A 21,904-nucleotide genomic window follows, 5' to 3' on the forward strand; every position below is an offset into this window, starting at 1 on the left:
ATCTGGCGAAAAACTTACGCTGCCCAATGGTATCTGGCTACCCGCATTAACCGCTATTTAATGCGGCCAATTGAACAACAGAACCCCAGTTCACCCACAAAGCGATTGCGATCATAAATCCGCCGATGACGGCGAAAACCGCATCATGCATTGGGTCCCAAGCCCCCATATGTCGCGCAAGCCACACAACAATAGGATAAATCGCCAACATTGCGACGCCAATACTAAAGAGCGCGCCCACCAATCCAAACAATTGCAACGCAACATACATCGCCCCCAGCATTATGATCGCTCGCGACGCTGCGAGAACAAAGAACCGTCGCGAATCCCCTGCGGCAAGCGCCGCTTGGTCATAGGTCAGCACAATAATTTGGGGCATTTGCATGCACGCAATGATAACAACGATTGCACCTGCGTTCTGGTAGCGAGAATCATACATGAGCTCGACCAAAGGTACGCCAATGAGCGCGAGGCACCAAACACCGCACAGCAATCCGCCGCTAACAACAAATCGCATTTTACGCAAAGCTGCAAAGTTTGCGGCGCTCTCTTTGGGCGGACGTTCGCGGTAGAGCGGAATGAGCAATTTGTGAGTGACCGAAACACCCAACAAAAGCGGGAAACTGGCTAAGAAAAACCCGATGTTGTAAACGCCGAACTGATCCAAGGGGAGAAACTTACCTAACAGCATTTTGTCGCTTTGGCTGAACAAAAAACCTGCGACGGTGCTCAGAAAAATCCACTTGCCAAAGTTGATCAATTCATGTGCCGCCTCTCGCTCCCATTCGAAACGTTCACGTTCCCCTTCGAGATACTTCCAATAAAGGACAAGTTGCACCAGAGCACTGACAATGCTTGACAAAACAAGCGACCACACGGATTGCGTTAGATAAGCTAAAACCACTGCGCTAATGATGCCCGACAACTGGGTCACAACATCAATCATCGTCGCTCGCCCGAGCTGAAGATTACGATTGGCAAGCATCAAACGGGTCGGGTTCACCCCTTGAATGATCAAAGTGAGCGCTGCCACAGGCAGCAATTGCATCAATTGTGGTTCATCATAAAACAGCGCCATCGGGTAAGACAGCGCGCATGCAGCAAGCCATAACAACACACCCCGTCCAGCTTGGATCGTCCATGCGGTGTTCAGAAAACGTGGATCATCGCCGCGTTTACTCTGCATAATCGCGGGGCCAACGCCCACATCTGAAAACTGATACAGACCTTGGATAAACACCAAAACCAACGCCATCATTCCGAATGCTTCGGGAAACAGCAAACGGGTCAGAATAAGGTTAGAAGCTAGTCGAAAGACTTGAGCAGCGCCAAAGCCGCCGACTGTTAGAACCGAGCTGCGCAATGCGCGCGCGCGCAAGTTGGATCCTTGAAACCGCGATGAAAGCTGCTTCATCTGCCGCGCCTCCAATCATTCGTACTGCCCGGGGTTAGTTTTACCGTGAGCGAAACCAATCCATAGACAAGCGTGCCCAGCGGATGGAGCACAACTGCCTTAAGGACCGCTGCTGGAGTAAAGCGCTCTTTTGAATCGTTTTCGAAGAGTTTCGGATACTTGGCCTCTAGTTCCGCAACGCCAGCGTTTTGTCGTCGACGCACTTGGATCAAATTCCTGATTCCGTCCACAAGCGGCCATTCATAGTTTGCGTCAACCTCCTGACGCTCTTCGGCGGAAAAACTAAGGCGAGCGAACGTATCATCAGAGATTATCGATGGCCATTCTTGCCAGCGTGTTCGCCCAGCGCGGTTCATAGCAAAAAAACCGCAACCCGGAGCAGGTTGCTTCATAAAGGGAGTCTGTAGGTAGAAGCGGCCATAAGCGCGGGTCGCCCAATTTTTCGTCGCGCTCAATTGAACTTTCCCGCTTGCGTAAGCCGGTTTTGCTTCGCTCAAAGCACTCACTGTTTGTCGCAACAGATCAGGGCTAACGATCACGTCAGCGTCGAGATAAACAAGAATTTCCCCTACCGCCACCTGATCCGCTGCATTCAGCGCCACAAGCTTGCTTCCGCGCTCAAGCTCAATCACATTTAGCAGCCAGCCTTTTTCTTGCGCCCTTTTTCCAAAGGATCGCGCGATCTCGGCGGTGTCATCGTTGCAGCCATTTGGTATAACGATGATCTCGGCGCGGGCCTCATTCGGCAAAGGGAATGAGTTTAACACTGCATCAAGACAAGAAGTGATGTGACTCGCTTCGTTATTTGCAGGCAAAATGAGGCTCAAAACTGGGGTCATCTGGATCACTTCGTAACAACCAGTCAAAACTGGTCAAATTATGAACATCTTTTCTTGCCATATAGGCAGTCATATCATGCTCTGGTAACTCTTACGCGCACTTGGTTTTAGAGGTTCAATTTGTTTATTTTATGTCAACCAGCACAGGTCTCTTATGAATCCTGATACGCCCCTACGTCTAGGGTATTTGGTGCCACAATTCCCCGGTCAAACACATATCTTTTTCTGGCGGGAGATCGCAGAACTGGAAGCGCGCGATGTAAACGTACATCTCTTAAGCACGCAGCCCCCGCCCGCGGGCCTTATCGCGCATGAGTGGTCGGATAAAGCGATCGAGCGTACAACCTACTTAGCGTCCAAAAACCCAGTAGACATGATGAAAGCAGCGCTTGCTCAGCCTTGGCCATCATTTGTTTCACAGATTCTTAGGGACGGCATGGCCGTTGCTAAAGATATTGCAATTTGCCTACCTGCCGCAGCACGGCTTTTGAACTATGCACGCGCGCACCAACTTGATCATATTCATGTTCATTCCTGCGCGCGCGCCGCGCTCATTGCAGCAATGGCACAGCGGATGGGCGGGCCAACTTACAGCATCACATTACATGGGCCTATGTCTGACTATGGCCTTGGGCAGCCTCTTAAGTGGAGAGACGCGAAATTCGCGACGATCATCACGCGAAAACTGGAAGCAGAAGCAAAAGAACAACTGGGCCAAGACATGCCCGACGATATTTTCATCCGCCCAATGGGTGTCGATACCGAGGTTCTGAAACGCAGTGAGCCTTATGTTCCGCCTCAAAGCAACGAACGTTTACAAATTTTCAGCTGCGCTCGATTGAACGTCGTCAAAGGGCACCAAGATGCCATGGAGGCCGTCCACCTCTTGCGTCAGAAAGGGGTGAACGTTTGCTTGGAAATCGCAGGCGAAGACGATTCTGGAGGCGATGGTTATAGGCGAGTTCTTGAAGAGAAAATTCGTGAAATGGAATTGGGCGATCACGTAAAGCTACTTGGCGCAATTGACGCCAATGCCGTACGCGCAAAGCTGCTTGAAGCACATTTGTTTGTTCTCGCCTCATGGCACGAACCGCTTGGCGTAGCCTATATGGAAGCGATGAGCTGTGGCGTTCCTACAATCGGAACAGATGCCGGCGGTGTACCTGAACTAATCGAAAACGGAAAAACCGCCATACTTGTAGCGCCAAAATCGCCCGACACTTTGGCCGAGGCGATTGAAACTCTCGCGCGCTCACCTGATGAACTTTTGCGCCTTAGTCACGCAGGGCGCGCGCATATCGAAAATGGTTTCAAATCTGCTCTTGGTGCAGAGACTCTGGTTAACGCAATTCGGGGATCCGACTAACGCAGATCCTCAACCATTATAGCGAGGTCTTCGTCCGCGTCGAACCACAGCATTTCGATGCCCCGCAACTCAGCATCTACAAAGCTATTGCGCACACGAATGCCGCCTTCAAAACGCGAGAACTTGTATGAGGACGGACCCCCGGGCAAAAGCGCTGAATCAAAGCCATCGCCTCCATACACTTTGTCGTTTCCACCCAACACATGCAAAACGTCATCACCGTCTTTGCCGATCAGCACATCAGCGCGGCGTGTTCCCTTGATTTCATTGTCGCCGTCGTCACCCACGAGGATACGTCCACCATCAAAAGTATTTGATTGACGTTCCTCCCACCATGCAGGGGTCTGTGCGTTAAACGACATAAGCGCGTCCCAACGAAGGTTTTCGTCTTCAAGATGTCGAAGCGCGCCCCAACTTCCATATTGGCTGGGCTTGGCAACGTCGACAAAGGCATTGAACAGTGTGCCGTTTGCCTCTTTCCAACCTTTCAGAATATCAGTGTAGAGGTCCGCCATCTGTTGTGAGTAGTTAAATTCCTTAAAGAATTCGATCAAAGTCTCATTCGCCGACCATTCCCCGCTCACAGCAACATGGGTTCCGCCTTCATACATGATGAGGCGAAGCCCATGATCCTCAGCAACTTGTGCCTGCTGAGGGAAAATAACCTCGACAAGCTCTTTCACTGATCCTTCACGCAACGCTTTATCAACGAGTTGATTTGCACCGTCATATTTGTGTTTAGCGATGTAAGCTGCACTTTCTTCGCCCTCGAGCCCTTTGACCTTGGCGTCATTCGCCGCAATCCGAGCGCTATCTTCAAGCCAACCAAGCACGGTTGGTGCCTGCTCATCACTGCCCATTTCGTAGCCGAAATATCCAGTAATGGCATAGTCCGTAAAATAGACATAGGGTGGCCAATTCTGGTCAGGATCTTCTTCCACCCAAAGCGGAGCATTGAGCGAAGCCTCTTCCAATCCAAGCCAACCAGTATGTGTGCCGACAACACTAGCTAAACGATCTGCCGCTTGCGCTCCAAAAACCTCTGTCCAGATTTGAGCCATCTGTGCAGATCGCATCCCGTAATACTGCATCCACGCATCGTCCCCAGCGTTTTTGCCCCAGCGTTCTTTGGCTTGTGTTTGGGCGTAAACAGCTTGCGGAAAAATGAAGTTCCAAACTTCGTTAGAGTATTCAACGTAGGCACGCAGATCAGGGCGCAAGGTTTGCTCTGTGAGTTCAGCAAACGCACGAAAGTATTCGTCATCAGCCATATGTGGCATGTTGAACCACGGGTCTGCGCCAACGAGGTTCGCCAGTTCAATCATTGCTTCAGCTGGCACGCCTCGGCGCACATAACTGAAGTCATTCAAATTTGCGCGCTTGTCCCATGTGGAGGAAATCGATCCGTTCGTTGACATCCAATCCATAAAACGCAGCGAGCGCAGGTTCTCGATACGCGCAAGCCAAGCAGGATTGAAAGTGACCCCAGCTGCAATCAAATCAGCGTCCTGCGCGCGATAGACTTTGATGTTGCGGACATGATCCTCCGGATCGGTCTTGGTGATCCCAATCGCGACCAACCCGTCTCCGGGAGTATAATCAAACCGAACTTCTTGATCCGATTGGCGCACGTTTTTCGCGCGCCCACCGATGGAAAGTTCCCCGCTCCCCTCGTAACGAACGATATATTGTCCAGCCAGCCCGACCGCCGCTTCGGGCTGATCGGTTAGGATAAAGGCCTCCAAGGCACGCGCGCCCTCAGGCAACCGCTTTGGCCAGCCGAATTCATCTAGGTAGTCACCACTTTCAATAGCATCCGCTTCAAATGCGCCCCATTGTTCATTGGTATGACCGACCCAAGGACGCGCGGTTTTCATCAAGTCAAGGAAGGGATGTTGGACTGACCAGTCCGCGATTCCATTCAGCCCCATCGCAAGCGATGGCTTTTTCACAGTCTCTTGATAGGTGATAGGTGCTGCCGCCACTTCAACCACGGTGTCCAAAGCTATGTCTGCGCTGCTTTGTGCCTCATCGCCGCTAAGTGACGCCGTTTCCGGTTGCCCAGCGTTGAACGCAGAAACACGCTCCCAAATGGCGTCTCTAACCATTGGAAACGTCGCGCGAAGCTCTGGCGCTACGCTGTTGGACGGGCGGAAAGTCTCGGGCAGTGGCTCATTGAAAATCGTGTTGTACGTGACCATCGCTGCCATGAGGTACAATGCAGAAGTTCCATGCGGAGCGTCATCTACATAGAAGGTTTCCGCAGGCAATTCAGCCAACGCAGTTTCTTTCATAACCGATGAAAGCACACGCGAAACCGGGATGAGCGAAACGTCTTTTTCCGGCACGGCACTGGCCACGTCGTCGGTGAACGTATCAAACCAAGCTGCGTACTCACCCGTTGCAAAGTCATGGTAGGCACGAAGACCTTTAGCACTAGGTGGATAGTTGCCCGACACACTCGCCATTTCTGGCCAACCTTCGTAAATATATGCTCCAACGTTCTGATCTGTCTCGGTCGCCCAAGAGACGACGTGCGAGGCGGCTTCTACTGGCGAAATATTGTCGGCATTTTCACCATCAAAGGGCGCATCAGGCGATTGGTATTGGATGAAATTTGCAGGCACGATCCAGATATTGGTTAGCCCGACATCGTTGAAAGCATTGCGTTCATTGTCCCAGCTATGCTCGACGTTTTTGAAAGACCAGTTGGGGATTGGGGGCAGGACCTTCATGAAATCGCGAAGGAACCCCCACTGACCACTTAGCGCAAATTCATGCCCCGCTTCGCGTGCGATAAGTGCCATCCAATGCGGAACAGTCGTTTCATCAGTATCGCTCAGATGATGCACTAGAGAATTGCCAAACACATAAGCGCGCTCGGTTTTTTCTTGCGCTTCAGCCCCCCCGCTCCAAAAGGCAGTTACCGTTAACGCGATAGTCGCTAGCCTCGAACCAACACCTGAAATCATTAATCTGCACTCCTGCCGCGCCTTTTGCCTAGGAATATAGAAGCATGTTTTGTTTATGCTAGAGAAATTGGTCCCGTTAGCTCTAGCGCGCCCGCTTTTCTTAGGACTAGCTCCAGTCGCTGGAAACTGTTCTGCGTTCCAAGCCGTTCTTGTGTCGCGATAAAACGGTCGAGCTCGCTAAAAGCCTTTACCGCGATATCCAAGACTGGATCGCTGCCAGCACTGTATAAACCTGCGCGGATCATTAGCGCATTCTCTTCGTAGCTTCCCAATATCCGCCGTGCGATTGAAATGAGCTCATTTTCCTTTTCATTTGCTGCCTCTGGAAGACTACGAGACACAGAGCGGGTTGCGTCAATCGCGGGGTATCTTCCGCGCTCGGCAATGGCGCGGTCCAGTACAACATGACCGTCGAGAACACCGCGCATCATATCCGCAATTGGTTCGTCCATATCAGACCCCGCGACCAGAACCGAGAAAATCGCTGTGATATCTCCCGTGCCTTTCACCCCTGGCCCTGCTCTTTCGCATAGGGACATAATCATATGCGCAGTAGACGCAGGAAAGCCTCGCAAACTCGGGGTTTCCCCACTGGCCACTGCGATCTCGCGGTGGGCTTCGGCAAACCTTGTGATAGAATCCGCCAGAAGCAGAACATGCTTTCCTTGATCTCGAAAGTGCTCAGCTACGCTCATTGCGGTTTGTGCGCACCGCCTGCGAAGCAAAGGGCTTTGATCTGATGTTGCCGCTACAACAATGGTACGCTGCATACCCTTTTCGCCCAACACGTTGTCCACAAAATTCCGAAGTTCGCGGCCACGTTCACCAATCAAAGCAATAACGATAATGTCCGCGTCCATATGGGCCGCGAAATGCGCCAGCAGAGACGATTTGCCGACGCCAGAGCCTGAAAACAGACCAATGCGTTGCCCTCTGACAATCGGCAAAAGGGTATTGAATACACACATCGAAGTTTCGATTCGCTCCCCCAAACCACGCCTGAATGCGGGGTTAGGCACAGATGCGCGAATAGCGCGGGGCAAAGGCCCACGCGGTAGGTAGTATCCATCCATAGGCCCACCCGATGCATCAACAATCCGGCCGATCCATGCATCACTCGGCGCAATTTTCAACGCCCCGCGCAACATCACTTCATCACCGATGGAAACACCGTCCAATGGCGCATCAGGAAGAATAATTGCTGTTGTTTGTGAAAGACTTAGCACTTCCCCGCCCATCCGTGCACCAGAACTTGCAAACACATCCACAAGATCACCGACCTGCGCTGTATGCTGAAGCCCTTCGGCGTAGATCAATCCAGCCTCAACACGTGATATGACCCCAAAGGTGCGAGTGACCTGAATTTGACGTATATCTTCCAAAAGCCCCTCAAGCGCTAACGTTGTCATCAAACTCTCCTCAAATCCCATGAAAACTTTTTCTAAAGGAATCAGGGTTAAGCCTTGGTTGAAGAGAGACAAATATTCGACGCAGCAGAGGACTTATGTTTCAAAAACTCGAAATATTTCAGGTCGCACATGCGATGGCTACACATGCAGGCCGCCTACAAGTTGTTGCCGCACAAAACATGGCGAATGCGGACACCCCCGGGTATCAGGCCAGAGACTTAACCGCGTTTAAAGACACGTTGCGCCTCGATGGCAGCAAAGACGCGCAGCGCGCTACCCGGACATCGCACCTAAACGGCACGCGTAACGAGGAAGAAATCGCAGGGCGCGCGAAAGTTACACTCGATAAAAACGCGCAGAGCGATCCGAACGGAAATTCGGTTGCAATCGAAGATGAAATCCTTCGCGCGGTAGATGCCAAACGTCAACATGATCGCGCTTTGGCGATTTACCGCTCTTCTTTAACCATACTGCGCACTTCGCTTGGGCGCTCTTGATCTTAACTATGAAAGGACGTTGTTATGAATGACTTCTCCCAAGCTCTTTCAATTGCAAGCAGCGGGTTGAAGGCCCAATCAGGTCGCTTGCGTCACGTTTCTGAAAATATCGCGAATGCAGACACCCCAGGATATCACCGAAAAATCGTCAATTTCGACCTTTCTCGGGAAAGCGGAGAAGTCTCGCTGGGGCGGCTGTCCCTAGACCCGTCAGAACTTCGAGAAATCTACGATCCTGCGCATCCGCTTGCAAACGAAACAGGGCACTATGACGGGTCTAACGTTAATCTGATTATTGAAATAGCGGACGCGCGCGAAGCGCAGCGAAGCTATGAAGCGAACCTGAAAATGCTTGATCAAGCGAGGCAGATGTCAAGCAGCCTCATGGACTTGCTACGCCGATAATTTACCCAAACCAACCGAAAAGGACTGTCTAGAATGGACATCAAATCCCTCTTTGCGAGCCAACGATACGAAGCCACGAAACCAGCCACCGATCCGGCAGTGAACGCGCAATCGGATATCGGCGATAGTTTCAAAGACACGTTCAAAGACTTTTCAACAACTCTCGCCGAGAGCGAGAATATTGCCAAAGCTGCCATGACGGGGGATGCCGACCCACATGCCTTGGTCCAAGCTCTAGCACAAACCGAACTTGCCGTTGAAGCGGCCGTGACGGTGCGTGACAAAGTTGTTGAAGCCTATCAAGAAATTCTGCGGATGCCGGTCTGATCCATGCGCGAAGCGGTTTTCTTTGACACGTTGCAACATGGGCTCTGGGTCGCTGTTGTTATGTCTATCCCAATTCTCAGCGCAGCTTTGATCGCGGGCGTTACCGTGGGGCTGTTGCAGGCCCTGACGTCGGTTCAAGAAATGACACTGACCTTCGTTCCCAAGCTTGGCGCAATCGTCGTCGTGTTCTGGATGACCATGAACTTCATGACCCAAACTTTGGTGACCTATTTCCAAAGCTCAATTGTGCCGCAAATAATCGGAGGATAAAGCAAAGTGGAAAATGCCAGCTATACAACGCTCACGCGTCAATCTGGGCTCATGCGCGAGATGAGCGTTATTGCCAACAACATCGCAAATGCGAGTACCACTGGATATCGGCAAGAGGGTTTGGTTTTTTCCGAAGTGCTTCAACCCGTTAAGGATGCCCCTTCGCTATCAATGGCGACTGCGCGTGCGCGTGCAACTTCGCTCGAGCCGGGAACGATGACTCAGACTGGCGGGCCACTTGACCTTGCTATCGACGGGCAAGGATTTTTCCTGATCCAAACCCCTGAAGGAGAGCGCCTAAGTCGCGCAGGTCATTTCATGCCTAACGCTCAGGGTGATCTGGTTACCGCAGACGGATTTTCGGTGTTGGACGCGGGCGGTGCCCCTCTTTTTGTGCCGCCTAGCGCAAGTGGCATTACAATCGCGCCAGATGGATCAATAAGCGCAGATGGGCAGTTATTGGGGCAGGTTGGCATCGTTCAGCCAAGCGCGGGCACGCAGATTTTACGCGAAAATGGCGTTCACTTTCGCGCAGACGGCCCGATCGAGCCGAACTTTGATGCTCGGGTGCGGCAAGGGTTTCTTGAAGGATCTAACGTTAACCCGTTGACCCAAATTGCGCGCATGATCGAAGTACAACGGGCCTATGAAATGGGTCAGAGTTTTGCGGAATCCGAAAACGAACGTCTACGTAACGCAATGCGCACTATCATCAAATAAACAGAACAAAGGGGCAACAATGAGAGCTTTAAAAATCGCTGCAACTGGCATGAGCGCACAGCAAATGCGTGTTGAGGTCATTTCCAACAACCTCGCCAACATGAGCACAACAGGCTACAATGCACGCCGTGCTGAATTTGCCGACCTGCATTATCAACAAATGTCGCGCGCAGGCACGATAAACGCATCTGATGGGACCGTTTTGCCGACAGGCGTTCAGCTTGGGCTTGGTGTGCGCCCCGCCTCGGTATCAGTATACCTCTCACAAGGCTCTCTGTCAGCGACCAACAGCGATTTGGATGTCGCTATTGACGGACAGGGGTATTTCGAAGTCACGCTTCCCTCTGGCGCATCCGCCTACACACGAGACGGCGGTCTAAAGCGAAATGCAGAAGGTCTTATAGTCACGAATGACGGATATCCAGTTGCCCCAGAAATCGTCATTCCACCCGAAGCGAAAAGCGTTTCAATCAACGGTGATGGAGAGGTCTTCGCCTACTTTGACGAAGCCGCTGAAGCGCAATTGTTAGGCCAATTCACGCTTGCAGGTTTCACGAACGCCAAAGGCCTAGAAGCGATCGGCAGCAATTTGTTTATGGAAACCGAAGCATCAGGTCCATCGCAAGTGACCGAGCCCGGAACCGATGGTCTTGGCACTCTACGACAAGGGTATCTTGAAGACAGCTCTGTTGATGCAGTTCGAGAAGTGACCGAGTTGATCGAAGCCCAGCGCGGATATGAACTAAACGCCAAAGTCATCTCCGCCGCGGATCAAATGCTTGGCGCAACGACGCAGATCCGCTGATGCGCATTTTGCTAAGCATCATTCTGTTGGCTTACACAGCCCTCCCTTTGGCCGCCGATTATGTTGTAGCAAGCCGCAACATTCGGCCCAGTGACGTATTGACGAAAGACGACGTCATTCTGGTGAGGGGTGATACAGAAAATGCATTTAGCACTGTCGATTTGGTTCTTGGGCTTGAAGCCCGCGTCGCGCTTTATGCTGGGCGTGCGATCTTGAACACGCAAGTCGGCCGCGCTGCGAGCATCGAACGCAATCAAATAGTAGAGATCGTTTTCGTCAGTGCGGGCCTTTCAATGAGCACCGAAGGACGTGCGCTCGGACGCGGCTCTGAAGGGCAACGCATCCGAGTGATGAACCTCGCGTCAAAAACATCCATTTTCGGAATAATTCAACGCGACGGAACTGTACGCGTCAACAAATAGGGATCGCAATGAGCAAGCGTAAACTTTCACTTTTCCTTACCGCTTACGGTCTAGCAGCCTGTACAACAGGCGATCATATCGGAAAGCCGCCATCCTTTACCCCTCAGATGGAATCCCGCGAGCATTCAGCGATGATTTACCCCGGCGTACCTCAAACCGTGGAGCGCAGTAGCCTCATTGATGGCTCATCTCTTTGGAGGGGGGATCGCAAATCATTGCTGGGCGACAGGCGCGCTTTGCAAAAGGGCGACATAATGACAGTTGTTATCGAAATTGACGACAAAGCTGAGATTTCCAACAGCACCTCCCGTTCACGCGACGAATCTGACGCCGTCGGGATGCCTGACTTTCTAGGCGTACCTCAGCGCGTCATCAAACAATGGCCAGATGGCGCTTCGCCTGCCTCAGCAATTGATCTTTCGAGCAAGAGCAAAACCAAAGGAGATGGCTCAGTCAAACGCAAAGAAAAACTCACTTTGCGTGTTGCAGCAACTATTGTTCAGGTCCTGCCCAATGGGGTTTTGGCCATTGAAGGCAGCCAAGAAGTCAGGGTGAACTTCGAAATGCGTGAACTATTGGTAAACGGCTACGTACGCCCCGAAGACATTTCTCGCCAAAATGAAATTACCTACGACAAGATCGCGTCAGCTCGCATATCTTACGGCGGGCGCGGGCAAATCACCGACCTTCAGCAACCCCGATATGGTCGCCAAATTCTCGATGCAGTATTGCCGTTTTAAGAAAGCCGAACATGCTCAAGAAACTTATCCCAGTTCTCCTTATCTTGGTTTTTTCAGGCGCGGGAATTGCAGCTGGCCTCATGTTAAAGCCCGATCCTGACGTGAAGCTTGCCGATCATGACCCATGTGGTGAAGATCCGAATGCCGAGGCTGAAAACGCCGAAGAAAAGGAGGCGTCAAAGCCCGAAAATGTCTCTTTCGAGTACGTCAAGCTGAGCAATCAGTTCATTGTGCCCGTCATAAAGGGCGATCTCGTGAAATCCGTCGCGGTTGTCGCGCTTAGTCTCGAAGTTGCCGAAGGTGCCAAAGACAAGGTTTATGCCGTTGAGCCAAAGGTAAGAGATGTCTTTCTACAAGCGCTCTTTGACCACGCGAGCTTAGGAGGTTTCGACGGAGCATTTGCGACGACCGAAAACCTCTTGCGCATGCGGCGTTCGCTAAAAGAAGCGGGCACCGCCGTTCTTGGGGACATTCTAAACGATGTTCTCGTCACGGACATCGCCCGCCAAGACAACTAGTCGCTGCAAAGGGCTTTGATCTGTGCACGCAGGTCTGGCTTTGCCGCGACACTATCTTGGGCGATGTCATAGGCAGATGGAAGCAAGCTTTCCAAGTCGCAAATACGATCAATCAAGCCAAAAGAGAGAGCCTCATCTGTAAGGATTTTCTGCCCGCCCATGAGAACCAATTTAGTGCGCGCAGGACCAATCAGCGCACGCATCCGAGCTGGATCCGAAGGCTGGGGCAAAAAGCCAAGCTTCATCACTGGGTAAAAGAACTTCGCAGACGGAACCGCGAGGCGAATATCGCAGGCCAACGCCATACCCATCGCGCCACCAGCAAGAGTTCCGTTAAGCGCCGCGATACTCATGCAAGGAAGTGCAGCAATTGCACCCGACAATTCCTCCCAGATGGGAGAAACAGCCAACCCAGCGCGCGCTTCTTCCAAATCAGCACCAGCGCTAAAAACCTTGCCGTTGCCTGTCAGAATAAAGGCGTCAGCGGCTTTGGCATCCTTCGCGATTTGGGTAAGCTCAGAGAGCATCTCCAACGTGAGAGAATTGGCCTTATCTGGACGATTGATCGTCGCAACCCAAATCCCGTCGTTTTTGCTTAGTTCAATCATGACAAACCTATCCGTTGGCGAATTTCTTCGTCGCGTAGAGTTATTTCTTCCCCAAGCCAATCATTCGCATCGCTCGAACACATCCAAAGCAGCGCTTTTGCGGGCCAATCAGCAGGGATATGCACGTCCCAATCAAGCTGGCTTACAGGATTGATACCCGATGCTTTGATATTGCGTTGCATGTCGGTTGCAACAGTTCCCGGCGAAAGGCCCATAATACGCAGCCCACGCCCTGCATTTTCAAGATGCGCGCATTGCGTCAGCATCGCAGCGCCTGCCTTTGAGCTGCAATAATGCGACCACGCTTCGATTGGACTATGTGCAGCGCCAGAGCTGACCGTAATGATCGTACCCTGCCCCGCCGCACGCATGTGTTGCAGAACCGCGCGCATTCCATTGAAGACACCTGTCAGATTGACCTCGATAGCCTTGGCCCATTGAGCAGGATCAACGTTTGCAAGATGGGCGATCGGTTCGATCACACCCGCATTGTTGATCAAAACATCAACTGACCCGAAGTGGGCTATCGCTTGCGCAACAGCTTGCTCGACGGCCTGATAGCGGCTCACATCGCAGGTAATCGCCAGCGCTTGGGGGCCGATTTCAGCGGCGAGGGCACCAATTTCATCGCCGCTTCGAGCAAGAAGCACGACATTGCTACCGCTCTGAGCAAAAAGCCGCGCTGTGGCCGCACCGATACCACGACTAGCGCCTGTTATTATTACCGTTTTTCCTGCTAATTCCTGCATTTAGCGGGCTCCTCATGGATGGGGGATTCTCGCCAAACAATGGCGTATTTGACACATCGGCTTGACGTTGCACCAAGGTCAGTTGAAGCTGCAAGCCAATTTATATCGAAAAGGATAACTCGATGTCTCTAAAGACTGCTATTTTCAGCACCACATCCCTTGTTTTCTTGGCGGGCGCGGCAAGCGCGGATGTCACTGCAAAAAATATTTGGGATGATTGGAAAGCCTACATGTCAGGCTTTGGATATGCTGTTGAAGCACAAGAGGTAATGTCAGGCAAAACTTTGCAAATCTCAGACCTTTCCATGACCGCTCCTATGCCCGAAGGTGCTGGCAAACTATCCATTACTTGGGGCAAAATTGATTTCGTTGAAAATGGCGACGGAACGGTTAATCTCGTTTTTCCTGAAGTCACGCCACTAAGTTTCTCGGCGCAAGGCCCAGATGGTGAAGTCGTTTCTGGCGTGGTCGAGTATACAGTCAAAGGGATGAATATGATCGCCAGCGGCGATCCATCCAAAGTCACGTACAATTATACCGCCGATGAACTCAGCCTAAAGCTAAACGAGCTGGAAGTTGAGGGTGAAAAATTCGGTGCCGATGTTTTCACAGCTGAATTCGCCTCAAAGGATCTTGTTGGCAGCTCGGTCATGGAGCCCGGTTCCATTCGCAAGATCGTCCAAGAGATGAAGTCAGGCGCCACAAACTATGTGGTCAACTTCCGAGAACCCGGTGGCGACGACACTGTCGCCATAAACGGTACAATTGCTTCGCTGGCTTTTGATGGGGAAACCAATATTCCAGCTGAAATGAACCTCGAGAACATGGCGAAGTCTTTGGAAGACGGATTTAGTGCAGCCGGTGGCTTTGGCTACACGGGTTCTTCGGCTGAGTTCGCGTTCACTGATGGCGGCGACACAGTGTCTGGCACCAGCAGTGCCGAAAGCGCCAGAATTGACGTGCGCATGCTTGCTGACGTGTTGGAATACGGTGGCAAAAGCCAAGGCGCGGCATTCAGTTTTTCTGGTGGCGATATCCCATTCCCCGTGTCAGCGACACTTGGAGAGTTTGCGTTCAAGCTATTGATGCCAGTTTCAAAGTCTGAAGATCCAAGCGACTTTGCTCTGGGCCTCACTTTTGGTGACTTCGAGACGACGGATCTTTTGTGGTCAATGGTCGATCCCGGCAACGTGTTGCCACGCGATCCCGCAACGATCTCATTTGATCTAGCGGGTAAGGCGAAAATGTTGTTCGATCTTTTTGATCCCGAGCAAATGGCAGCAGTCGAAGATGGCGAGGCGATGCCTGCGGAATTGCGCTCACTTACGTTGAACAATCTTCTAGTCTCCCTTGCTGGCGCGAAACTGACGGGAACGGGTGACTTCACGTTTGACAATTCAGACCTCGAAAGTTTTGACGGCTTCCCGAAACCAACAGGTGGAATTGATCTCGCGTTGGTTGGCGGCAACGGTTTGATGGATAAATTGGTTCAGATGGGCTTGCTCCCGCAGGAACAGGCGATGGCTGCTCGTATGATGATGGGCCTCTTCACACGCCCCGGCGAAGGGGATGATTCATTGACGTCGAAACTCGAAATCAATGAAGCAGGCCACATTCTCGCAAACGGTCAACGCGTTCAGTAATTCGACCCGTTTTAAGAAAAAGGCCGCGTGCAACAACGCGGCCTTTTTTCGTGCAACCTTGTAACAACGAACGCGTCAGTTTACCTCATGAGCAACCTGACAACGGAGCGCATATGTCGCAAAACTTAGAAGAACTGACCCATGCCTTGCTCCTTGCTGCTAAAAAAGCTGGAGCAGACGCAGCCGATGCAATGGCAGTCAGTGGAACGTCACTATCTATTGACGTGCGAAATGGTGTTTTAGAGCAAGCGGAGCGTTCGGAAGGCATCGACCTTGGCCTGCGCGTGTTCAGCGGAAAACGACAAGCCTGTGTTTCATCGTCCGATACCTCGGCGCAAACAATCGAGGCGATGTGCGAGCGCGCAGTAGCTATGGCACGCGAAGCACCAGAAGATCCTTATGCAGGGCTCGCAGACGACGACATGTTATCTGACGCGCGCGGCGCGCATGGGTTGGAGCTTAGTGATCCAAGCCCAGAACCCGATCCAACAGAGCTGCAACAAGATGCCATGCAGGCAGAAGCAGCCGCGTTAGATCATACTGGTATCAGCCAAGTTCAAACCGCAAGTGGTGGATATAGTGCGCGCTCTGTCCACATCAGTGCAACCAATGGGTTTTCCGGTGGCTATAAGAGAACAGACCGCGCAATTTCTTGTGTCGCCATCGGTGGAACTGGCGCGGAGATGGAGCGCGACTACGACGGTGATAGTCGCATCTTTCAATCTGATCTGCGCGACGCCGTAGACATCGGAAACAGCGCTGCGTCCCGCGCACTAGAGCGCATGGGTGCAACCAAGCCACCGACTGGCAGCTACCCCGTGCTTTTTGACGAACGTGTTTCATCTACTTTGGTAAGCCACCTTATAGCAGCCGTGAATGGCGCTTCTATTGCGCGCGGGTCTTCGTGGCTAAGAGATGCATTAGGCCAGCAAATTTTGCCCGAGCACCTTAGCTTGATCGAAGACCCGCATCGCGCGCGGATTCCCGGCTCTCGCTTGTTTGACGCAGAGGGCCTACCAACGCAGCGGCGGGCAATAATCGACAATGGCGTACTGACAGGTTGGACACTTGATCTTGCCAACGCGCGTAAACTTGGAATGCAATCAACTGGAAACGCTGCGCGTGGCACTTCTGCGCCGCCCTCTCCTAGCACTTGGAACTTAGAGCTAACGCAGGGCCAACAAACGCGCGATGACCTAGTAAGCGACATGGGCACGGGCCTTTTGGTTACGTCGATGATCGGCTCAACAATCAACGCAACTACGGGCGACTATTCGCGTGGGGCAGCAGGGTTTTGGGTCGAGAATGGCAAAATCAGCCATCCTGTGAACGAATGTACGCTCGCTGGAAATCTTCGCGATATGTTAATGCGGATGACTCCTGCCAATGATGCGCGCAAACACTTGTCGCGAGTCGTGCCATCGCTGTTGGTCGAAGGGATGACACTTGCCGGAAACTGATCTCTCTCTTCTCATCAATGCTGCACAAGCCGCAGGCAATATCGCTAAGGATTTCTTTCAGAGCGATATGAAGACATGGGACAAAGCTGACGGCGCTGGTCCAGTGACCGAAGCCGATCTCGCTGTAAATACCTTGCTGGAAGACACTTTGCGCGAGGCGCGGCCTGACTATGGATGGTTGAGCGAAGAATCCGCCGATACCGATGAGCGGCAATCGAAAGAGCGAGTATTCATCATTGATCCCATCGACGGCACGCGCAGTTATATTAGCGGCTCAACAACATGGGCACACTCGCTTGCGATTGCAGAAAACGGGGTGATTACTAATGCCGTCGTTTTGCTACCAATGCGGGATATGCTCTACAGCGCCAGTGCAGGCAACGGGGCTCAGTTGAACGGCGATACGCTGTCAACGAGCGCGCAAAGGGACATTGCCTCGGCAACGATATTAGCCGCCAAACCTACGCTCGATCAAAAGCACTGGAATAGCGAAGCTGTGCCTGCGTTCAAACGTCATCATCGCCCCTCTTTGGCTTATCGTTTGTCTTTGGTCGCAGAAGGCAAATTTGACGCCATGTTTACCTTCCGCCCTAGCTGGGAATGGGACATCGCAGCAGGCGCTTTGATCATTTCTGAAGCAGGAGGCACCATAAGCGACAAGACCGGCGCGCCACTTCGCTTTAACGGCCTTGATCCTCGTTTAAACGGTGTTCTCGCGGCTGGGCCTGCGCTACACACAAGCATCTTACAGCAACTCGCTTAGGCAGATTTGCAAAATCTTTGACGCCCGTTGAAAAGGAACGCCCCATGGTACAACGACTTCACTTGGTGTTTGGCGGGGAGCTCGTTGACCCCACAAAGAACGTATTCAAAGACGTCGACGATTTACATGTTGTTGGAATCTTTCCAGACTACGAAACCGCATTCAACGCTTGGAAGGCCGAAGCACAGCGTACAGTCGATAACGCGCATATGCGGTATTATATCGCTCATTTGCATCGCCTTCGTGATGAAGCTGCAGAAACGTCGACAACGGAAGAGCTCGGGTAAAACCGCGATGGGAACGCTTAGTTTAACAGCCTACAAAGCCCTTTCTCGGCGTTCCAAAGCGACCAATGCAGCCGACTATCCTGAACGCCCGGAGGGTCCCCTCATCTGGGGGGTTGTGCATGACCAAGCAACTGCGCGCGCACTGATCTATCTTGTCGAGCGCTTGCGCCAATTGCGCGGTCCTTGCACACTTTTGGTTACCTACGGCGAAACCCCTCCGCGCATCCCCAAAAGAAAAGACACGATCTTGCAAACTTTGCCCGACGAAACATCCGATGCGGCAAAGCAGTTTCTTGATCACTGGGCCCCTTCATTTTGCCTATGGTTTGGCGGCGATTTGCGTCCAATTCTGATCGCAGAAGCAAAAAAACATGACCTGAGCATGTCGTTACTTTCTGCGCAAGATACCCTGCTGGATCAACAAACTTGGCGCTGGCTACCATCGCTCGCGCGCGAAACACTGGACGCATTTCACACCATCACCGCGCTGGATGGGGATGGCCGCCGGCAATTGAGTAAAATGGACGCGGCGCGGCGCACGATCCCAGTTCAGGGCCCGCTGCAAGATGCAGCTTTGCCTCCACGCGTCAACGAAAGTGTATTTGATTCCGTTTCCGAAGATCTGAATGGTCGTTCGGTCTGGCTTGCCTCTAATGTCCAAGAAGACGAGCTAAAGGATGTGCTAACCGCACATAGAGCCTCAATCAAGATAACCCACCGTCTCGCACTGGTTCTTGTTGCCGCGTCTTTTCCAATCGCCGTTGAAGCCCGCTCTATTCTTAAATCGCAAGGCTGGCGTGTTTGCTATTGGGAAGACGGAGATCCGATAGAAGAAAACACGCAGGTAATTTTTGTCGAAGAGCCTGAGGAAATGGGCCTTTGGTACCGGATCGCTCCGTTTTGCTTTTTGGGCAGTACGCTAAAAGCTGGTCATGGCGGTTGTGATCCCTATGTGCCAGCGTCGCTAGGTTCAGCGATCATTCATGGGCCAAGCGTCGGCCCCTACGCCGACAACTATGCCAGACTCGCGTCAGCTGGCGCGGCGCGCGCGATCAAGGATGCCGCAAGTTTATCGCGCGCCATTGCGCAACTGCTCGCAGCAGATCAAACCGCAAGCATGGCGCACGCTGCGTGGCTAACAGTATCAGAAGGCGCAGAAGCAACAGATTCAGTGATTGATGAAATTCAACTGCGCCTAGACGCACTGGAAAGTCAGTCATGAGAGCCCCCAAGTTTTGGTACACTCCCCCAAGCAATCCAAATTGGCGCGCGCGCTTGCTTGCCCCGCTTGGCGCTCTGTATGGGTATTTGACAGCGCGACGCGTTTCACAAGGTGCAACCTATAATGCGCCAGTGCCTGTCATTTGCATCGGCAATCTCAATGCTGGTGGCACAGGAAAAACTCCGACCACGATTGCGTTGGCTCAGATGTTGATCGAAACGGGCGCTACCCCTCATATTGTTTCGCGAGGGTATGGCGGCAAGCTAGTTGGACCTCATTTGGTCAAGGCGGATAATAACGCCCAAGATGTGGGAGATGAGCCGCTATTACTTACCGCCTTTGCACCGACTTGGATTGCCAAGGACCGCGCGAAGGGGATTCAAGCCGCATGCGAAGCAGGCGCCAGCCATGTTCTCATGGATGATGGGTTTCAAAATCCTGCTGTCGCGAAATCGCTATCTATCGTTGTTGTCGATGCTGAAAAGGGCTTTGGCAACGGGCGCTGTTTGCCTGCCGGGCCTCTACGCGAGCCTGTAGACGCAGGACTTAAACGCGCTGATTTTGTGCTGTCGATTGGCTCAAGCAAAGCACAAAAACAATTCGACGCGGATTGGCCAACTTCGGTCCCGCGCTTGCGAGGCCACCTTGAGCCTTTGCAAACTGGGATAGATTTCAACGCAATGCGGTGCATCGCATTTGCTGGCATTGGTCATCCAGAAAAGTTCTTTAACACTCTCAAGAAAATGGGCGCGCATATCCTACGCGCAGAGGCGCTTAGCGATCATCAGACCCTTACACCGGGACTGCTGAGACGGTTGGAAAGCGATGCGCTTCTCTCAGATGCCCAGTTGGTCACCACGGAGAAAGATGCTGTCAGACTGCCCCGTTCGTTCCGTCAGCAAGTCGTGACAGTGCCCGTACGCTTGCAAATTGAGAATGACACCGATCTTCGCGCTGCGTTGACAGCGATTACCGCGTAATTCACAACTTGCTCACATCGTATCCGCATTCAACAAAAGAGAAACACAATGATCGAAGAACTTAACGCCATCGTTGGAAAAGATCATGTGCTGTCTGGCGACGATGTCGAGCGTTGGAAAGGCGATTGGCTGGGCCAATACTTTGCTGACCCAATCGCTGTAGTGCGCCCTGCCTCGACACAGGAAGTGTCCGCCATTGTTAAGCTTGGGAATGCAACTAAAACCCCGATTGTTCCCGTAAGCGGCAACACTGGCTTAGCTGGTGGCGTATCAGGCAAGGGCCAAATCATGGTGTCGATGGAGCGAATGAACACGATCCATGAAGTGCGCAAAGCGTCACGAATTGCGATTGTCGATGCTGGGGTCGTTATCTCGGACATTCATGCCGCAGCTGATGAACATGGTTTGGTCTTTCCGCTCACGTTTGGCGCGCGTGAAACTGCGTTGATCGGTGGGAGCATGTCCACCAACGCGGGTGGCTCTAACGTCGTGCGCTACGGCAACACCCGAGATTTGGTCCTTGGCTTAGAAGCGGTACTGCCAACGGGCGAAATCGTTGATCTGATGTCCGAGCTTCGCAAGGATAATTCTGGTTATAACCTTAAGCACCTGATTGTCGGCGCAGAAGGAACGCTTGGCTTGATAACAAAAGCCGTTCTGAAGCTTTCTCCGAAACCGCTGGCCTATGCCACCGCGATGGTCGCAGTGCCTTCGATCGCAGATAGCCTAGAGTTGCTTAACAAGCTCCAAGACGCTACTGGCGGCGCAGTAGAAGCGTTTGAATACATGCCGCGCGTCTACATCGAACATCACTTGAGCGTCGATGACACCGCCCGCGAACCCTTTGATGCGCCTCATGACGTCAACATCATGGTAGAAATCGGCACAACAGTTGCCGAAGACGCCGCGCCAGATGCATTGGGTGAAATTCCTTTTGTGGCCAAGTTCGAAAATATCTTGGCAAACCTGTTTGAAACCGGCGAAGTTCTGGACGCCGTTGTGGCGCAGAATGAAGCGCAGCGCAAAGCCATGTGGTCGCGGCGCGAGGCAGCTGGTGTGATCATCAACCATCCACAACTCGTTAACCACGACATTGCGGTTCCGCTGGAAAAGGTTGCAACTTTCCTCGAAATAATGGGCAAACGCCTACAGGAAATCGACCCCGGCGCGACCGAAATGGTTGTCTCACATTTGGGCGACGGAAATATCCACTATGCGGTTTGGGGCAAAAGTCAGGATCCAGATACGCCTGATGCGATTACAGAAGCGGTAGAAGAACTAACCAAGCAGCTTGGCGGAAGTTTTTCCGCGGAGCATGGAATTGGCGTCGGCAAGCTAAAGTCAATGAAGCGGCGCAAAGACCCTGTCGCAATTGCAGCTATGAAAGCAATCAAAGCAGCGCTTGATCCAAACAATATCATGAACCCCGGTAAAGTTCTGCCGGAGTAGTTGGGGGCGCTGCCCCCGCCTTGGCAAAGCCAAGCCTCC

General features: G+C 52.4%; 23 protein-coding genes. 17 read left to right on the forward strand and 6 right to left on the reverse strand.

Annotation, left to right across the window (positions count from 1 at the left end):
• Positions 1-46: 46 nt before the first annotated feature.
• Positions 47-1,414, reverse strand: a complete 1,368-nt coding sequence (locus ACRBCU_RS12165) for an oligosaccharide flippase family protein (protein WP_431365659.1) — start codon at positions 1,412-1,414, stop codon at positions 47-49.
• The gene (locus ACRBCU_RS12170; protein ID WP_431365660.1) at positions 1,411-2,253 is read right to left on the reverse strand and encodes a glycosyltransferase family 2 protein; all 843 of its coding nucleotides are present in this window, start codon (positions 2,251-2,253) and stop codon (positions 1,411-1,413) included. Before ACRBCU_RS12170 ends, ACRBCU_RS12165 begins: the two co-directional genes overlap by 4 nt.
• 154 nt (positions 2,254-2,407) lie before the next feature.
• On the opposite strand from ACRBCU_RS12170, the gene epsE reads away from it, so the two are divergent.
• Positions 2,408-3,619, forward strand: coding sequence for an exopolysaccharide biosynthesis GT4 family glycosyltransferase EpsE (gene epsE / locus ACRBCU_RS12175; RefSeq protein WP_431365661.1), 1,212 nt, complete (start codon positions 2,408-2,410; stop codon positions 3,617-3,619).
• Here epsE and ACRBCU_RS12180 read toward each other — a convergent pair.
• Both ACRBCU_RS12180 and ACRBCU_RS12185 read right to left on the reverse strand, forming a co-directional pair.
• Entirely contained in the window at positions 3,616-6,591 is a 2,976-nt protein-coding gene (locus ACRBCU_RS12180; RefSeq protein WP_431365662.1) for a calcium-binding protein, read from the reverse strand. The genes epsE and ACRBCU_RS12180 overlap by 4 nt on opposite strands.
• Before the next feature lie 53 nt (positions 6,592-6,644).
• Positions 6,645-8,000, reverse strand: coding sequence for a FliI/YscN family ATPase (locus tag ACRBCU_RS12185; RefSeq protein WP_431365663.1), 1,356 nt, complete (start codon positions 7,998-8,000; stop codon positions 6,645-6,647).
• 95 nt (positions 8,001-8,095) lie between these two features.
• Between ACRBCU_RS12185 and ACRBCU_RS12190 the strand changes: the two genes are divergently transcribed.
• From ACRBCU_RS12190 to ACRBCU_RS12230, 9 genes are read left to right on the forward strand one after another with little or no spacing between them, the layout of a single operon-like run.
• Positions 8,096-8,497 (forward strand): FlgB family protein, encoded by a 402-nt coding sequence (locus tag ACRBCU_RS12190; protein ID WP_431365664.1) that lies wholly within the window; start codon positions 8,096-8,098, stop codon positions 8,495-8,497.
• Positions 8,498-8,521: 24 nt separating this feature from the next.
• Positions 8,522-8,902, forward strand: coding sequence for a flagellar basal body rod protein FlgC (flgC, locus tag ACRBCU_RS12195; protein WP_431365665.1), 381 nt, complete (start codon positions 8,522-8,524; stop codon positions 8,900-8,902).
• 33 nt (positions 8,903-8,935) lie between these two features.
• On the forward strand, positions 8,936-9,229 hold the full coding sequence (fliE, locus tag ACRBCU_RS12200; RefSeq protein ID WP_431365666.1) for a flagellar hook-basal body complex protein FliE: 294 nt from the start codon (positions 8,936-8,938) through the stop codon (positions 9,227-9,229).
• Positions 9,230-9,232: 3 nt separating this feature from the next.
• Positions 9,233-9,499: a flagellar biosynthetic protein FliQ gene (locus ACRBCU_RS12205; protein ID WP_431365667.1), complete on the forward strand. Its 267-nt coding sequence runs from the start codon at positions 9,233-9,235 to the stop codon at positions 9,497-9,499.
• A 6-nt stretch (positions 9,500-9,505) separates the two neighbouring features.
• Positions 9,506-10,219 carry a flagellar hook-basal body complex protein gene (locus tag ACRBCU_RS12210; protein WP_431365668.1) on the forward strand — a complete coding sequence of 238 codons (714 nt, stop codon included), beginning with the start codon at positions 9,506-9,508 and terminating at the stop codon, positions 10,217-10,219.
• Between the two features lie 19 nt (positions 10,220-10,238).
• On the forward strand, positions 10,239-11,024 hold the full coding sequence (flgG, locus tag ACRBCU_RS12215) for a flagellar basal-body rod protein FlgG (RefSeq protein WP_431365669.1): 786 nt from the start codon (positions 10,239-10,241) through the stop codon (positions 11,022-11,024).
• Positions 11,024-11,446: a flagellar basal body P-ring formation chaperone FlgA gene (gene flgA, locus ACRBCU_RS12220; RefSeq protein WP_431365670.1), complete on the forward strand. Its 423-nt coding sequence runs from the start codon at positions 11,024-11,026 to the stop codon at positions 11,444-11,446. Before flgG ends, flgA begins: the two co-directional genes overlap by 1 nt.
• An 8-nt stretch (positions 11,447-11,454) precedes the next feature.
• Positions 11,455-12,186 (forward strand): flagellar basal body L-ring protein FlgH, encoded by a 732-nt coding sequence (gene flgH, locus ACRBCU_RS12225; protein WP_431365671.1) that lies wholly within the window; start codon positions 11,455-11,457, stop codon positions 12,184-12,186.
• Between the two features lie 11 nt (positions 12,187-12,197).
• Complete coding sequence (locus ACRBCU_RS12230) at positions 12,198-12,704, forward strand: flagellar basal body-associated FliL family protein (RefSeq protein WP_431365672.1); 507 nt, start codon at positions 12,198-12,200, stop codon at positions 12,702-12,704.
• On the opposite strand, the gene ACRBCU_RS12235 is transcribed toward ACRBCU_RS12230, so the two are convergent.
• Entirely contained in the window at positions 12,701-13,312 is a 612-nt protein-coding gene (locus ACRBCU_RS12235; RefSeq protein WP_431365673.1) for an enoyl-CoA hydratase/isomerase family protein, read from the reverse strand. The two genes, ACRBCU_RS12230 and ACRBCU_RS12235, sit on opposite strands and share 4 nt — an antisense overlap.
• Positions 13,309-14,061: an SDR family oxidoreductase gene (locus tag ACRBCU_RS12240; RefSeq protein WP_431365674.1), complete on the reverse strand. Its 753-nt coding sequence runs from the start codon at positions 14,059-14,061 to the stop codon at positions 13,309-13,311. Before ACRBCU_RS12240 ends, ACRBCU_RS12235 begins: the two co-directional genes overlap by 4 nt.
• Before the next feature lie 122 nt (positions 14,062-14,183).
• On the opposite strand from ACRBCU_RS12240, the gene ACRBCU_RS12245 reads away from it, so the two are divergent.
• The 7 genes from ACRBCU_RS12245 to ACRBCU_RS12275 all read left to right on the forward strand — a co-directional run bounded on the left by ACRBCU_RS12245 (position 14,184) and on the right by ACRBCU_RS12275 (position 21,865).
• Positions 14,184-15,704, forward strand: a complete 1,521-nt coding sequence (locus ACRBCU_RS12245) for a DUF2125 domain-containing protein (protein WP_431365675.1) — start codon at positions 14,184-14,186, stop codon at positions 15,702-15,704.
• A 113-nt stretch (positions 15,705-15,817) separates the two neighbouring features.
• On the forward strand, positions 15,818-17,164 hold the full coding sequence (locus ACRBCU_RS12250) for a TldD/PmbA family protein (protein WP_431365676.1): 1,347 nt from the start codon (positions 15,818-15,820) through the stop codon (positions 17,162-17,164).
• Positions 17,151-17,927 carry a 3'(2'),5'-bisphosphate nucleotidase CysQ gene (locus ACRBCU_RS12255; protein ID WP_431365677.1) on the forward strand — a complete coding sequence of 259 codons (777 nt, stop codon included), beginning with the start codon at positions 17,151-17,153 and terminating at the stop codon, positions 17,925-17,927. Before ACRBCU_RS12250 ends, ACRBCU_RS12255 begins: the two co-directional genes overlap by 14 nt.
• Before the next feature lie 44 nt (positions 17,928-17,971).
• Positions 17,972-18,214, forward strand: a complete 243-nt coding sequence (locus tag ACRBCU_RS12260) for a DUF4170 domain-containing protein (protein WP_431365678.1) — start codon at positions 17,972-17,974, stop codon at positions 18,212-18,214.
• Positions 18,215-18,221: 7 nt separating this feature from the next.
• Positions 18,222-19,436 carry a 3-deoxy-D-manno-octulosonic acid transferase gene (locus ACRBCU_RS12265; RefSeq protein WP_431365679.1) on the forward strand — a complete coding sequence of 405 codons (1,215 nt, stop codon included), beginning with the start codon at positions 18,222-18,224 and terminating at the stop codon, positions 19,434-19,436.
• On the forward strand, positions 19,433-20,416 hold the full coding sequence (gene lpxK / locus ACRBCU_RS12270) for a tetraacyldisaccharide 4'-kinase (RefSeq protein WP_431365680.1): 984 nt from the start codon (positions 19,433-19,435) through the stop codon (positions 20,414-20,416). The genes ACRBCU_RS12265 and lpxK overlap by 4 nt, the downstream gene beginning before the upstream one ends.
• A gap of 48 nt (positions 20,417-20,464) precedes the next feature.
• A complete protein-coding gene (locus ACRBCU_RS12275) occupies positions 20,465-21,865 on the forward strand; it encodes an FAD-binding oxidoreductase (protein WP_431365681.1) in 1,401 nt (466 codons plus the stop codon).
• The last annotated feature ends 39 nt before the right edge of the window (positions 21,866-21,904 follow it).

Origin of the sequence: Planktotalea sp. (assembly GCF_050633725.1) — a bacterium.
Taxonomy (GTDB): domain Bacteria; phylum Pseudomonadota; class Alphaproteobacteria; order Rhodobacterales; family Rhodobacteraceae; genus Planktotalea.